Below are 12,904 nucleotides of genomic sequence, written 5' to 3' on the forward strand. Positions count from 1 at the left end.
CGCCCTTACAGATCCAGTTCACGCGCCCATGGTGGGTTGGCCCCCGCCCGCGACACGGTAACAGCCGCCGCACGGGCACCAAGGCTTAGCGCGGTCAACAACTGATCCGGCGTCAGCGCGGCTAGCCCCTGTTTTGACAATACGCCCTGCTGCGACAGGCTGGCCAGCACCCCGGCGTTAAAGGTGTCGCCCGCGCCGATGGTGTCGGCCACCTGCACCTGCACCGCCGGGGCGGCGACCGGCGTGCCCTGCCAATGCGCATGGGCACCCGCTTCGCCGCCGGTTTGCAGAACGATCCGCGGCCCCATCTTCAGCACCTGCCGTGCGGCATCGGCGGCGGGCAAATCGGGAAACAGCCAGTCCAGATCATCGGCGGACAGTTTGACAATATCCGCCATCGGCAGCAGCCGGTTCAGCCGCGCACGATATGCGGCGGGATCGGTGATGAAAAACGGGCGGATGTTCGGGTCCAGCATCACCGGCAGGCGGTGGTGTTCGCGCTCGATCAGCGCCTCGACCGCCGCGCCGCAGGGATCGGGCACAAGGCTGATGCCGCCCGCGAACAGCGCCGTCACATCGCCGGGCAGGGGCGGCAGGTCGGTCGCGCTCAGCATCCGGCCGGCCGAGCCTTCGTCATAAAAGGAATAGCGTGCCTCGCCCCCGATCAGGGTGACAAAGGCCAGCGTGGTCAGCCGGTCGGTGCGGGGGCACAGGTCGGTGTTGATCCCCGCTTCGGCCAGCGGGCGCAGCAGTTGTTCGCCGAACGGATCGCGGCTGATCGGCCACAGATAAGCGGTCGGGCAGCCCAGCCGGCCCAAGGCGACCGTGGTATTATACACCGCCCCACCCGGCAGCGGCAAAAATGCCCCCACCCCGTCCGGCACCATGTCGATTAGCGATTCGCCTGCGCAAAGGATCATACTCACCCCCCAAATTTGCCGGATGTTAGCGGTTAACAGGTGCGAGCGGTAGGGGGCCTTGCGCTGCGGCGGGTATGATTGCGTCGAGGGATTGCAGCGGACTACAAAATGTGATTGATATGATATATCATAACATAAAAAAGGATATCGCAATGCCTGGCCTTATACCCGCTCTTTCGACCTGCACGGTCATTGCCACAATGATGCTGGCCACGCCCGCCGCCGCCCATGGCAGCCACGATCACGACAGGGATGCGGAACAGATCCATAAGGGTTATTTCGACGACGGGCAGGTGCAGGCCCGGCCGCTGTCAGATTGGGCGGGTGAATGGCAGTCGGTCTATCCCTACCTGACCAGCGGCGCGCTGGACCCGGTGATGACGGAGAAAGCCGCCCATGGTGACAAGACGGCGGCGGAATACCGCGCCTATTACGAAACCGGCTATCGCACCGATGTGGATCGCATCACGATCCAGGGTGACAGCGTGACGTTTTATCGCGCCGATGTCGTGACCGGGCAATATGCCGATGATGGCTATGTTATTCTGGCCTATGAAAAGGGCAATCGTGGCGTGCGCTATGTCTTTGAAAAGGTTGGCGGGGATGAGGCCGCACCGCAATTCATCCAGTTCAGCGATCACCGCATCGCGCCCGAGGCGTCGGATCATTTTCACCTGTATTGGGGCGACGACCGTGATCGGTTGCTGGGCGAACTGACCAACTGGCCGACTTATTACCCCGCCGGTCTGAGCGCCGCTCAGATCGTGGGCGAGATGCTGACACATTAACCCGCGCAGGGTGGCGGCGGATGGTGCGATCCGCCGCTAATACCCCCGGATCACATAGCCGCCCGGCGCGTCGATCGACAGGCCGCCTCCGCTGCTGAACTGAACATAGCCGCCCTCTTGCGCGGCGAACAGCACAGCGGCCATCACCAGCAGGGCCAGAATGACGGCCAGCGCGATTTTCCACACTGAATAGGGCCGTTCACCCTGCACCCGCCCCGACTGGCCATTCACCACAAAACGATAGCTGTTGCCGTTGTATTTATAGGCCGCCGTCCAGATCGGCAGCAGAATGTGTTTGAAGGTTTCGTCGCGAAAATTGGTGGCGATCCGTTCAACGCGCTGTTCATCGCCGCCAATGGCACGGCGCACATCCATGGCGATGACCCCGGCCATTTCCTGGCGGGCGATGCCATGCCCCTCGGCCAGCGGCACGGTGTAGCCCTCGGCGGTCAGCCCGGCCAGATAATCAGGGCGGTATTCGACCAGATGCGATAGATCCCACGGCGTCAGCCCATCGGTGAACCGGCGCGGCAGCGAGGTCGAGGCCAGCACCAGCACATCGTTGAAATCCCGCGCGACCTGACCCGAGGCGCGCGACCAGCGCACCCGTCGCACCTGCCGCGGCACCTGCTGACGGCGACCGTTGATTTCCTGCGTGACGTAAACGGTTTCGTAATAGGCATCGCCGCGCTGGCCACTGTATTGGCTGCGGGTGGCGGCGTCGAAGGTCCAGAACGGGGAATAGACCCCGGTCATCCGCCGCCCGCGCCGCGCATAGGCGGTCAGCCCCGAGGGCGCGAACCACAGGCTGCCCAGCCAGTCGTCCAGCGCGGCCTTGGCCTGTTCCTCGGTCACGATAAAGGGCAGCACGCCTTGCGGTTTGATCTGCCGTGTCGCGCCAGTGTCGGTGACGACAGGCGTGGCGCAGAACGGGCAGGCGGTGGCGTGGCGATCCGGGTCGGCCTCGATCTTGGCGCCGCAATTGGGGCAGGACAGGGTGCGCACCTGCTCCACGATGTCGGCCCCCGCAGCGTCCAGCCGCAGCCCCTTGTCCAGCGGAATTTCTCGCAGATCTGGGACTTTGTGCTGTGCATCCCATTGCAGAGCGCGGCCTGTGGACGGGTCCAGCAGGATCGCCTGTTCGCCCTCGGCCCCGCCAGCGGACTGGCGCGCGGGGGCGCGGGCCGGACCATCGCCGATGCTTTGACGATGGCCGCAATGGTCGCAAATCAGTTCCCGCTGACCCGGCTGAAAGCGCAGGCTGGCGCCGCAGCTTTCACAGGGCCAGCGGTATTCGCTGCGTGGGGTGGGCACGACTTAGTCAGCCTTGGGGGCCGAAGGCACGGGCGGCGGCAGCATGGTGAACAATTGCGCCAGTTCCGGCACGTCATCGGCGGGTTGCCAACCATCCTGACCGGGCGTCCAGACCAAGGTATCGCGCCCGAACTGCCCTTCGGCGGCCATGCGGCCCAGATGGCCGCGGCCATACGGCCCCTCGGCCTTGCCGTCGATGGCGACGTGCCAGACGGTTTCCACTGATTTGCCCGGCAGCGGCGGCGGCGCAGCGGCAGCGCCACCGGCCTGCGGCGCGGACTGTTGCTGTGGCACCGCGCCCCACGGACCGCGTGCCCCCATCCCCAGCGCAGCCCCCATCGCGGCGCCGAATCCGGCCCCCGCCCCGCCCGCGTTCTGCGAGGCGTTCAGCATGGATTCCGAGGCCGCATATTGCCCAAAACGGTCCAGATCGCCGACAATTCCCATGCTGGTGCGTTTATCCAGCATCTTTTCCACCTGATCCGGCAGGCTGATGTTTTCGATATAAAATTCGGGGATGGTCAGGCCATAGGCGGCAACGGTGGGTGCAATGGCCTTGGCGACCATCTTGCCCAACTGGTCGGTGTTCGCTGCCATATCCAGCACCGGAATTCCGGCCCCGGCGATCATGCGCGAAAATTCCTGCACAATGATGTTGCGCAACTGGAATGCGATCTCGTCGCGGGTAAAGTCACCGTCGGTGCCGACGATTTCGCGCATGAACAGGCCGGGGTCGGTCACACGCATCGAATAGGTGCCGAACGCCCGCAGCCGGACCGGGCCGAATTCAGGATCGCGGGCGATGATCGGGTTGCGCGTGCCCCATTTCAGATCGTTGAACCGGGTAGTGTTGACGAAATAGATTTCCGATTTGAACGGGCTGCGGAAGCCGTGATCCCAGTGCTGCAACCGCGTCAGCACCGGCATGTTGTTGGTTTCCAGCATATACAGGCCTGGGCCGAATACATCGGCCAACTGGCCTTCGTGGATAAACACGGCGGCCTGCCCTTCGCGCACGGTCAGTTTCGCGCCGTATTTGATTGCCCGCCCGCGTGTTTCATAACGCCAGACCATCGTGTCGCGGGTGTTATCCACCCATTCGATCACGTCGATGAATTCGCCAGAGATAAAGTCAAAGATGGACATGGCCGGGTTCCTTGGCAGGGTTTACGATCCGCCGGTCAGTTCGGCGGCGATGCGGTGGACGATGGGTTCGGCCTGGGCCTGGGTCATGCCGGGGCGCAGGCGCGGGTCGTAAAGGATGCGCAGCAGCAATTCATCGTGCCGGGTCAGGCGGGCGAATTCCTCGTCATCGTTAAAGATCGAGGGGCGGGCGCGCAGGCTGTCGGCGGCAAGGCCCATGCCCTGCGCCAGTTCCTCGTGAATGCACGAGGTGCGCAGGCGGGCAGGCAGTTCGGCGCGCAGAATGGCAACGGCGTTCACATATTCCGGCCCGCCGCCGCGCGAATAGGCAAAGGCGGCGCAGTAATTCTGCGGTGACAAGTTGCGGATCGCGGCGACATCCTCGGCCGGGATGCCGGGGATCAGGCGTTCCAGCCGTGGGCCTATGGCGCGGCGTTCGTCCTCGGACAGAATGAGGACGATAAAATTCCCGCCATCGCTGGCCAGACTGACCGGATGGCCCGATGCCCGCGCCAGCCGTGCAGCATAGCCGCCGATCTCGGCCCGGTCACGGCGCTGCGCGGCCATATCGGACGAGGCGCCGAATTCCAGTTGCAGCCGGATTGGCTGCGTCCAGCGGCGCAATGGCGCAGGCGTTTCCTGCCCGTCCGGGTGGCGGCGACCGTCGGGGGCGTATTCGTTGCGCAGCGCGATGCGAAAGAAATTCTGCGCCAACGTTGCCGCGTCAAAGCGAATATCGCGGGGATTGGTGTCCATCCGCAGCTTGCCGCGCGATAACAGCCCGGCTTCGGCGGTGGCCAGATACAGCCGCATGTTGCGGCTGGCTGCGGTCGGTCCGCTGGTTGCGGCCCGGTTGGTCTGGCGCGCAGCCTCGGCCCGCGCCTGCATCAATTCGGCCTGCGTGGGTCGTGCAGGCCGATCCGGTTTGGGGGCGGGGGGCGTGGGCGCGGCAACCGGGGCAGGGGCGGTTGCTTCGCTGCCCGGATCGGGCGCGCGCGCGGCGCAACCGGCCAGCAGAACCGCCAGCGCCAATCCTCCAAGCAGGCCGCCGCGCCGCATCCGCGATCAGGTCCGCGCGGGCGAGGTCTGGCGCGCGCGCGCGCTGGCCAAGGTATCGCGCAGCTCGCCTTCCATCTTTTGCAATTCGGCCTCGGCGGCGACGCGGCGGGCCTTGCCTTCGTCGGCAATACGCAGGCTGTCTTCGATGGTGGCGATCAGTTCGGCATTGGCGGTGCGCACCGATTCAATGTCGAACACGCCGCGTTCCATTTCGGTGCGGATCGCAGTGTTGGCCTGGCGCAGGTTTTCGGCATTGCGGGTCAGCAGCTCGTTGGTCAGATCGGTGGCCCCTTTGACGGCCCGCGCTGCCTCGGCACTGCGCTGGATGGTGACGGCCTGCGCAAGCTGGGTTTCCCACAGCGGCACGGTGTTCACCAGCGTGCTGTTGATCTTTGTCACCAGCGATTTGTCGTTTTCCTGCACCAGCCGGATCGAGGGCAGCGACTGCATCGTGACCTGACGGGTCAGTTTCAGGTCGTGGACACGGCGTTCCAGATCGTCGCGCACGCTGCGCAGATCGCGCAGTTCCTGCGCCTCCATCACCTGCTGATCCTCGCCTGCGGCCTTCAGTTCGGCCTCTTTCGCGGGGATGATGGTGCTGTCCATCTCACGCAGCTTTTCCTCGCCTGCGGCAATATACAGCGCCAGTTCGTCATAGAAGGCCAGCGTGCGGTCATACAGGACATCCAATGATTTGATGTCCACCAGCAGCCGCTGTTCGTGGTTTTCCAGATCGGCGGTGATGCGGTCGATCTGGCCCTGCACCTGTTCGTAATTCGCCACGAATTTGGCAAAGGGCGCCGCGCGGCCCAGCAGGCGTTCCCACCACGACCGTTCGCGCCGCACATCCAGTTCGCTGACGGAAAAGCCGCGGATCGTCGTCACAATATTACGCAGCGATTCGCCGGCAGGGCCAACATCCTTGTTCTTTACATCGGCCAGCATCTTTTGGCTGATTTCCTGCAAGCCCGACTGCGCGCGGCTGCCGAAATGCACGACCGATCCGGTATCATGGATGTTGATTTCATCCATCCGCTTGCGGATTTCGTCGGCCACCGGCGGCGGAGCCTGAGTCAGCGGCACGACCTCGGCTGCGGGTTCGGGCAAGACAACGGCTGTGACTTGTTCGATTTCGTCCAGCGTGGCCTGCGCGCGAAGGCGGGTTTCCTCGGTCATCCTGTCATCCTTGTTACGGGCCGGTGCTGCGGCCATGGAAGATCGTCCGCAGCATAGGCGGATTTTGCGGCGGATCAACGGGATGGCGGGATGAAAGTTCCAAAGCAAAGGGCGCGAACCATGTCCGCGCCCATATTTTTCAACAACCGGGGGCCATGTTACGCGGCTTTGCCCTGCTGACCAAAGCGGCCATAGAAGCTGTCGCTTTTTTCGGCCATCTCGCGCAGCAGCGCAGGGGTTTCGAACCGCGCGCCGTGACGGGCGGTCAGGCCATCGGCAATGTCAGCCGCCTTTGCCGCGCCCAGCATGTCCAGCCAGCTGAACGGCCCGCCAGACCAAGGCGCAAAGCCCCAGCCCAGGATCGCGCCGACATCACCTTCGCGGATGTCCTCAAGCACGTCTTCTTGCAGCGCGCGCACGGCCTCCAGCGATTGCGCGAACATCAGCCGGTGCTGCACTTCGATCAGGTCGGGCTGGTCGTCAGCCTGCGGCCATGCGGTATCAAGGCCGGACCAGAGGCCCTGCCGCTTGCCCGCATCATCGTAATCATAGAATCCGGCCTTGGCCTTGCGGCCCATGCGGCCCTGATCGGCCAGCTTGAAGATCACCTCATCCACCGCGCCGTCGGGATAGGCATCGCCCATGGCCGCACGGGTGGCCTTGGCGATCTTGACGCCCAGATCAATCGAGGTTTCATCCACCAGTTGCAGCGGACCCAGCGGCATCCCCATCATCTTGGCCGCATTTTCGATCAGCGTCGGGTTCACACCCTCGCCCACCATGCGGATACCTTCGTTGATATAGGGGATGATGCAGCGGTTGGCGTAAAAGAACCGCGCGTCATTGACCACGATGGGTGTCTTGCGGATCTGACGCACGAAATCCAGCGCCTTGGCGACGGCGCGGGGGCCGGTCTGTTTGCCCTTGATGATCTCGACCAGCAACATCTTGTCCACCGGGGAAAAGAAGTGGATGCCGATGAACTGTTCGGGCCGGGCGCTGGCGCGGGCCAGATCGCTGATCGGCAGGGTCGAGGTGTTGGTGGCAAAGATCGCGTCCTGCGGGATCACGGCTTCGGCTTTTTGCGTCACCTCGGCCTTGATGGCGGGGTCTTCAAACACGGCCTCGACGATCAGATCGCAGCCGCTGAGCGCGGCGTAATCGGTGGTCGGGGTGATGCGGGCCAGAACCTCGGCCTTTTTCTCCTCGGTCGATTTCTTGCGGCTGATCGCTTTGTCCAGAAGGTCGGCGGAATAGGATTTACCCTTTTCGGCCGCCTCTTGCTTGGCGTCGATCAGCACGACCTCGATCCCCGCCATTGCGCTGACATAGGCGATGCCCGCGCCCATCATCCCTGCGCCGAGGATGCCGACCTTTTTCACCTTTTGATCAGGCGCGTCGGGGCGGTTCGCGCCTTTTTCCAGCGCCTCTTTGTTGATGAACAGGCTGCGGATCATCGCGCTGGACGAGGGGTTCATCAGCACCTTGGTGAACCAGCGCGCTTCGATTTTCAGGGCGGTGTCGAACGGCACCATCGCGCCCTCATAAACCGCCGACAGCAGTGCCTTGGCGGCCGGATAGACGCCATTGGTTTTGCCATGCACCATGGCCGAGGCGCCGACGAAGGTCATGAAACCGGCGGGGTGATAGGGTTCGCCGCCGGGCATCTTATAGCCCTTGGCGTCCCACGGCTTGACCAGATCAGCGTCTTTCGCAGTCAGCACCCATTCACGGGCGGCAGCCAGCGGATCGTCCACAACCTCGTCAATGATCCCGGCTGCTTTGGCCTTTTTCGGGTCGGACAGCTTGCCTTCCAGCAGGAAGGGCGCGGCACCCATCGCGCCCAGCTTGCGCACCAGCCGCGTCGTGCCGCCTGCACCGGGAAAGATGCCGACCATGATTTCCGGCAGGCCGATCTTGGCCTTGGGATTGTCGGCGGCAAAGATGCGATGCGTGGACAGCGGCAGTTCCAGCCCGATGCCAAGCGCGGTGCCGGGCAGGGCCGCCGCAATCGGCTTGCCCCCCTTCAGCGTTTTCGGGTCCATCCCCGCACGCTCGATTTTGCGCAGCACGCCATGCAGCGTCATGATGCCGTCGAACACCGCCTGCGCCCCGCCCTCTTTCATCTGGGCGACCACGTTCAGGTCCATGCCTGCGGCGAAATCGGGCTTGCCGCTGGTGATGACGATCCCCTTGACAGCATCATCGGCCAAGGCGGCGTCGATCAGGCTGTTCAGCGTTGATGCGCCGTCCATCGACAGCACGTTCATGGATTTGCCCTGAACGTCCCAAGTGATGATGGCAACACCGTCGTCGCCGGTTTTCATAGTAAAATCGGTCATATCCGTTGCCCCTTATACACGTTCAATAATCGTCGCCGCGCCCATGCCGGACGCGATGCACAGCGTGGCCAGCCCGGTGGTCAGGTCGCGACGTTCCAATTCGTCCAGCAGGGTGCCGATGATGATGGCCCCGGTCGCACCCAGCGGGTGGCCCATCGCCATTGCGCCGCCGTTGACGTTGACCAGCGCCGGGTCCACCTCGAACGCCTGCATAAAGCGCAGCACGACGCTGGCAAAAGCCTCGTTTACCTCGAACAGGTCGATGTCGCTGATCGACATGCTGGAATCGCGCAGGATTTTCTCGGTCACGGGGACGGGGCCGGTCAGCATGATCGTCGGATCGGTGCCGATCTTGGCGGTGGCGCGGATGCGCGCGCGGGGGCGTAGACCGTGGGCCTTGCCGAAGGCCTCGTTCCCGATCAGCACGGCGGCGGCGCCATCCACGATGCCCGAGGAATTGCCTGCGTGGTGGATGTGATTAATCGCGGCCAGATGCGGATATTTCAGCATCGCCACCTTGTCGAAACCGGGCATGACCTCGCCCATTTCCTTGAAGCTGGGCTTGAGCTTCGCCAGATCCTCGACCGTGGTGCCGGGGCGCATATATTCGTCGCGCTCAAGGATGGTCAGGCCGTTTTGATCGATGACCGGCACGATGGATTTGGCGAAACGGTTGTCCGCCCAGGCCTCTGCCGCGCGGCGCTGGCTTTCGACGGCCAAAGCGTCGGCCTGTTCGCGGGTGAACCCGTATTCGGTGGCGATGATGTCGGCGCTGATCCCTTGCGGGACGAAATAGGTTGGGAAGGTCAGCGCGGGGTCAACCGCAATCGCCGCGCCGTCGCTGCCCATGGCGACGCGGCTCATCATCTCGACGCCGCCGGCGATATAGGCATCGCCCGCACCGCCCTTGATCTGGTTGGCGGCGATGTTCACCGCCTCCATCCCCGATGCGCAGAAACGGTTGATCGACAGGCCGGGGATGCTTTCGTCAAGATCGGACGCCAGCACGGCAGAGCGCGCCAGACAGCCGCCCTGTTCCTTGACCTGCGTGACATTGCCCCAGATCACATCCTCGACCGCGTGGCCTGTCAGCCCGCTGCGTTCGGCCATCGCGTTCAGCAGCCGCGCCGACAGCGCGACCGAGGTGACTTCGTGCAGGCTGCCATCGGGGCGGCCCTTGCCGCGCGGGGTGCGGGCGGCGTCGTAGATATAGGCTTCGGTCATTTTTCCTCCGGGGTGTCGCAGGTTATTGCGTGGTCAAGCGGCGGCAGATCCGCAAATTCGGGATAAGCGGCCAGCATAAGGGCGCGGTTTTCGGGGTCGCCGATGTCATAGATGCGCCAGCGGCCCTGTTCGGTAAAAGCGACGGCGGTGGTCTGCGTGGCGCAGATGCCGCGCGCGCTGGTCATGGTCGTCTGCATCGGCAACAGCGCGTAATCAACGCCATCGGTCGTTTGGTGCCAGTCAGCCAAGCCGGGGTCCATCGGGGCGATTTCAATGGTCACACGCAGCGGCTTGGGGGTGTTGTCGGGATGCTGTGCCGCCATGGCCAGCAACAGGTCCGGCACGGTTTGGCCCAACTCGTCCGCCGCCTGTTGCAACAGCCGTTCAGGCAGGAATGGCATCAACGGGGCAACGCCATCGGCAGATTTGATGCGGGCATAATCGGCCAGCACCCGTGCCAGACCGCCCTGATCCTGGGCGGCAGCAGGCGCGACGAGTGCCAGAGCTAAAAGCGTTGCCTTTATCCCCATCAGCCCGCCCCCTCTGGCAGCGGAATGCCCCGGAACTGCGGATAGGCGCGGCGCAAGGCCGTGACGGATCGCGCGTCGGTCAGGCGCAGGAAATACCATTGCCCGGCCTCGGGAAAGGCCAGCGTGACGCCCTGCACGACGGTCGCGGCCCCTGTGCCGCCGGTGCGGCCAAAGGCGATCAGGGTCCGGGTGGGGATCAGCGCAAAGGGGCGGCCGTCGTCCGTCGTGCCGATGCCCGCCCGGTCCACCAACATCCGTCCGACCACCAGAACGCCCGGCGCCGTATCGCCAAAGGCTTCGTCGCTGACGCGGATCATCTGCGCAATGGTGCGGTCATTGTCCGCGGCCAGCGCATCCGCCATCCGCGGCGGGTGGAAGTCCCGCAGGGCGGGCAGATTACCTTGCATCAGCAACTGGTCATAAGCAAAAGCACGGCGGGTCAGTGCCTGCCGTTCATCCTGTGACAGCGACGACGCCGCAACAGGATAGAGCGTTGTGCTGCGCACTGTCGGGCCGGGGACGCAGGCCCCCAGCAGCGCAGTTGCCGCAAGCACCAGCGCCATGCGTCCAAAGCGGCGCGGCATGCGCGCGGCCAAGGGGGCGAGGGCTGGTGCAAGGCTCATCCGGCGGGTCTCAGAACTGGTCGGCGCTCAGCGCCATGACCGGATCAGCACCGCTTTCGATCCGCGCCAGCAGGGTGCGGGTCATCGGCAATTGCCGCGCCATATAGTAACGCCCGGTCGCCAGCTTGGTGTTCATGAAATCGGCGTCCCCGGTGCCCGCGTCCAGTGCCGCCTGCGCCGCCACCGCCATGCGCGCCCACATCAGGCCAAGCGCCGTGTGGCCGAACAAGTGCATGAAGTCATACGACCCGGACAGTGCCGCGTTCGGGTTCTTCATCCCGTTCTGCATAAAGAACATCGTGGCGGCTTGCAGGTCCTTGGATGCGGCCTTCAGCGGTTCGATGAAATCGGCCGCCAGCGGCCCATCGCCGTTTTCCTTGCAGAAGGCTTTGACCATTTCAAAGAACGCCAAGACATGTTTGCCGCCATCAGTGGCCAGCTTGCGCCCCACCAGATCCAGCGCCTGCACGCCATTCGCACCTTCGTAAATCATCGTAATACGGGCGTCGCGGACGAACTGGCTCATCCCGTGTTCTTCGATATAACCGTGGCCGCCGTAAACCTGCTGCGCCAGAACGGCGGTATCAAAGCCCTTGTCGGTCAGGAAACCCTTGATGACCGGGGTCAGCAGGCCAACCAGACCATCGGCATCCGCATCGCCACTATGCGCCTTGTCAATCAGATGCGCCGCCCAGAAGGCCAACATCCGTGCGCCTTCAAGGAAGGATTTCTGATCCATCAGGCTGCGGCGGATGTCGGGGTGCACGATCAGCGGATCAGCCGGACCGGACGGGTTTTCAGCCCCCGTCACCGCGCGCCCTTGCAGGCGATCTTTGGCGTATTCAACGGCGTTCTGATAGGCGGCCACGGCGACGGCATAGCCTTGCAGGCCGACACCCAGACGCGCTTCGTTCATCATGGTGAACATGGCGCGCATCCCCTTGTGCAGATCGCCCAGCAGCCAGCCGCGCGCCGCGTCATAGTTCATCACGCAGGTCGAATTGCCGTGGATGCCCATCTTGTGTTCGATATTGCCGACACTGACGCCGTTGCGGTCGCCAAGGCTGCCGTCTTCGTTCACCAGAAACTTGGGCACGATGAACAGGCTGATACCCTTGGTGCCTTCGCCACCGCCGGGTGCCTTGGCCAGAACCAGATGGATGACGTTTTCCGCCAGATCGTGATCGCCGGCAGAAATAAAGATCTTCTGCCCGGTAATCAGATAGCTGCCGTCGTCTTGCGGCTCTGCCTTGGTGCGCAGCAGACCCAGATCGGTGCCGCAATGCGGCTCGGTCAGGTTCATGGTGCCGGTCCAGTCGCAGGACACCATTTTCGGCAGATACATCGCCTTTTGTTCGGGCGTGCCGTGGGTGTGGATGGCGGAATAGGCGCCGTGGGTCAGGCCCTGATACATGTTAAAGGCCATATTGGCCGATACGAAGATCTCGCCCGTGGCCAGCCCCATGATATAGGGCATCCCCTGGCCACCATATTCGGGGTCGCAATCCAGCGCCGTCCAGCCGCCATCCTTCATCGCCTGAAACGCGGCGTCAAAGCCATCAGGCGTGCGCACCACACCGTTTTCCAGAACGCAGCCCTGACTGTCGCCAACCACGTTCAGCGGCGTCAGCACCTCTTGCGCCAGCTTGCCGGCGGCATCCAGAACGGCTTCGGTAAAATCGGGGGCAAGATCGTCATAGCCGGGCAGGGCGGCCTGCGACACGTTCAGCACATCGTGCAGGATGAATTGCATGTCGCGGGTGGGGGCGTGATAGATCGGCATGG

General features: G+C 63.9%; 11 protein-coding genes. 1 reads left to right on the forward strand and 10 read right to left on the reverse strand.

Features of this window, described 5'->3' with window-relative positions:
- Positions 1 to 5: 5 nt before the first annotated feature.
- Complete coding sequence (locus tag Q4G22_RS02750; RefSeq protein ID WP_303384358.1) at positions 6 to 920, reverse strand: carbohydrate kinase; 915 nt, start codon at positions 918 to 920, stop codon at positions 6 to 8.
- A 200-nt stretch (positions 921 to 1,120) separates the two neighbouring features.
- Between Q4G22_RS02750 and Q4G22_RS02755 the strand changes: the two genes are divergently transcribed.
- Positions 1,121 to 1,708, forward strand: coding sequence for a metal-binding protein ZinT (locus Q4G22_RS02755; protein ID WP_303384398.1), 588 nt, complete (start codon positions 1,121 to 1,123; stop codon positions 1,706 to 1,708).
- 36 nt (positions 1,709 to 1,744) lie between these two features.
- Here the strand turns inward: Q4G22_RS02755 and Q4G22_RS02760 are convergent, their stop codons facing one another.
- From Q4G22_RS02760 to Q4G22_RS02800, 9 genes are all read right to left on the reverse strand, one after another.
- Positions 1,745 to 3,022 carry a zinc ribbon domain-containing protein gene (locus tag Q4G22_RS02760; RefSeq protein ID WP_303384359.1) on the reverse strand — a complete coding sequence of 426 codons (1,278 nt, stop codon included), beginning with the start codon at positions 3,020 to 3,022 and terminating at the stop codon, positions 1,745 to 1,747.
- Between the two features lie 3 nt (positions 3,023 to 3,025).
- On the reverse strand, positions 3,026 to 4,168 hold the full coding sequence (locus tag Q4G22_RS02765) for an SPFH domain-containing protein (protein ID WP_303384360.1): 1,143 nt from the start codon (positions 4,166 to 4,168) through the stop codon (positions 3,026 to 3,028).
- 21 nt (positions 4,169 to 4,189) lie between these two features.
- Positions 4,190 to 5,224 carry a DUF2927 domain-containing protein gene (locus Q4G22_RS02770; protein WP_303384361.1) on the reverse strand — a complete coding sequence of 345 codons (1,035 nt, stop codon included), beginning with the start codon at positions 5,222 to 5,224 and terminating at the stop codon, positions 4,190 to 4,192.
- 6 nt (positions 5,225 to 5,230) lie between these two features.
- Positions 5,231 to 6,400 (reverse strand): toxic anion resistance protein, encoded by a 1,170-nt coding sequence (locus Q4G22_RS02775; protein WP_303384362.1) that lies wholly within the window; start codon positions 6,398 to 6,400, stop codon positions 5,231 to 5,233.
- Positions 6,401 to 6,558: 158 nt separating this feature from the next.
- Positions 6,559 to 8,742 (reverse strand): 3-hydroxyacyl-CoA dehydrogenase NAD-binding domain-containing protein, encoded by a 2,184-nt coding sequence (locus Q4G22_RS02780; protein ID WP_303384363.1) that lies wholly within the window; start codon positions 8,740 to 8,742, stop codon positions 6,559 to 6,561.
- Between the two features lie 12 nt (positions 8,743 to 8,754).
- Entirely contained in the window at positions 8,755 to 9,966 is a 1,212-nt protein-coding gene (locus tag Q4G22_RS02785; protein WP_303384364.1) for an acetyl-CoA C-acetyltransferase, read from the reverse strand.
- Positions 9,963 to 10,496, reverse strand: a complete 534-nt coding sequence (locus tag Q4G22_RS02790) for a hypothetical protein (RefSeq protein WP_303384365.1) — start codon at positions 10,494 to 10,496, stop codon at positions 9,963 to 9,965. The genes Q4G22_RS02785 and Q4G22_RS02790 overlap by 4 nt, the downstream gene beginning before the upstream one ends.
- On the reverse strand, positions 10,496 to 11,119 hold the full coding sequence (locus tag Q4G22_RS02795) for a hypothetical protein (RefSeq protein ID WP_303384366.1): 624 nt from the start codon (positions 11,117 to 11,119) through the stop codon (positions 10,496 to 10,498). Before Q4G22_RS02795 ends, Q4G22_RS02790 begins: the two co-directional genes overlap by 1 nt.
- Positions 11,120 to 11,129: 10 nt before the next feature.
- The gene (locus Q4G22_RS02800) at positions 11,130 to 12,902 is read right to left on the reverse strand and encodes an acyl-CoA dehydrogenase C-terminal domain-containing protein (RefSeq protein ID WP_303384367.1); all 1,773 of its coding nucleotides are present in this window, start codon (positions 12,900 to 12,902) and stop codon (positions 11,130 to 11,132) included.
- Positions 12,903 to 12,904: the final 2 nt, after the last annotated feature.

Source organism: Paracoccus sp. (in: a-proteobacteria) (genome assembly GCF_030538655.1).
Taxonomy (GTDB): domain Bacteria; phylum Pseudomonadota; class Alphaproteobacteria; order Rhodobacterales; family Rhodobacteraceae; genus Paracoccus.

Excerpts from the sequence above, each read along its gene's own strand:
- Q4G22_RS02750 (WP_303384358.1), bottom strand. The coding sequence starts at position 920 with ATGATCCTTTGCGCAGGCGAATCGCTAATCGACATGGTGCCGGACGGG.
- Q4G22_RS02755 (WP_303384398.1), top strand. The coding sequence starts at position 1,121 with ATGATGCTGGCCACGCCCGCCGCCGCCCATGGCAGCCACGATCACGAC.
- Q4G22_RS02765 (WP_303384360.1), bottom strand. The coding sequence starts at position 4,168 with ATGTCCATCTTTGACTTTATCTCTGGCGAATTCATCGACGTGATCGAA.
- Q4G22_RS02770 (WP_303384361.1), bottom strand. The coding sequence starts at position 5,224 with ATGCGGCGCGGCGGCCTGCTTGGAGGATTGGCGCTGGCGGTTCTGCTG.
- Q4G22_RS02775 (WP_303384362.1), bottom strand. The coding sequence starts at position 6,400 with ATGACCGAGGAAACCCGCCTTCGCGCGCAGGCCACGCTGGACGAAATC.
- Q4G22_RS02780 (WP_303384363.1), bottom strand. The coding sequence starts at position 8,742 with ATGACCGATTTTACTATGAAAACCGGCGACGACGGTGTTGCCATCATC.
- Q4G22_RS02785 (WP_303384364.1), bottom strand. The coding sequence starts at position 9,966 with ATGACCGAAGCCTATATCTACGACGCCGCCCGCACCCCGCGCGGCAAG.
- Q4G22_RS02790 (WP_303384365.1), bottom strand. The coding sequence starts at position 10,496 with ATGGGGATAAAGGCAACGCTTTTAGCTCTGGCACTCGTCGCGCCTGCT.
- Q4G22_RS02795 (WP_303384366.1), bottom strand. The coding sequence starts at position 11,119 with ATGAGCCTTGCACCAGCCCTCGCCCCCTTGGCCGCGCGCATGCCGCGC.
- Q4G22_RS02800 (WP_303384367.1), bottom strand. The coding sequence starts at position 12,902 with ATGCCGATCTATCACGCCCCCACCCGCGACATGCAATTCATCCTGCAC.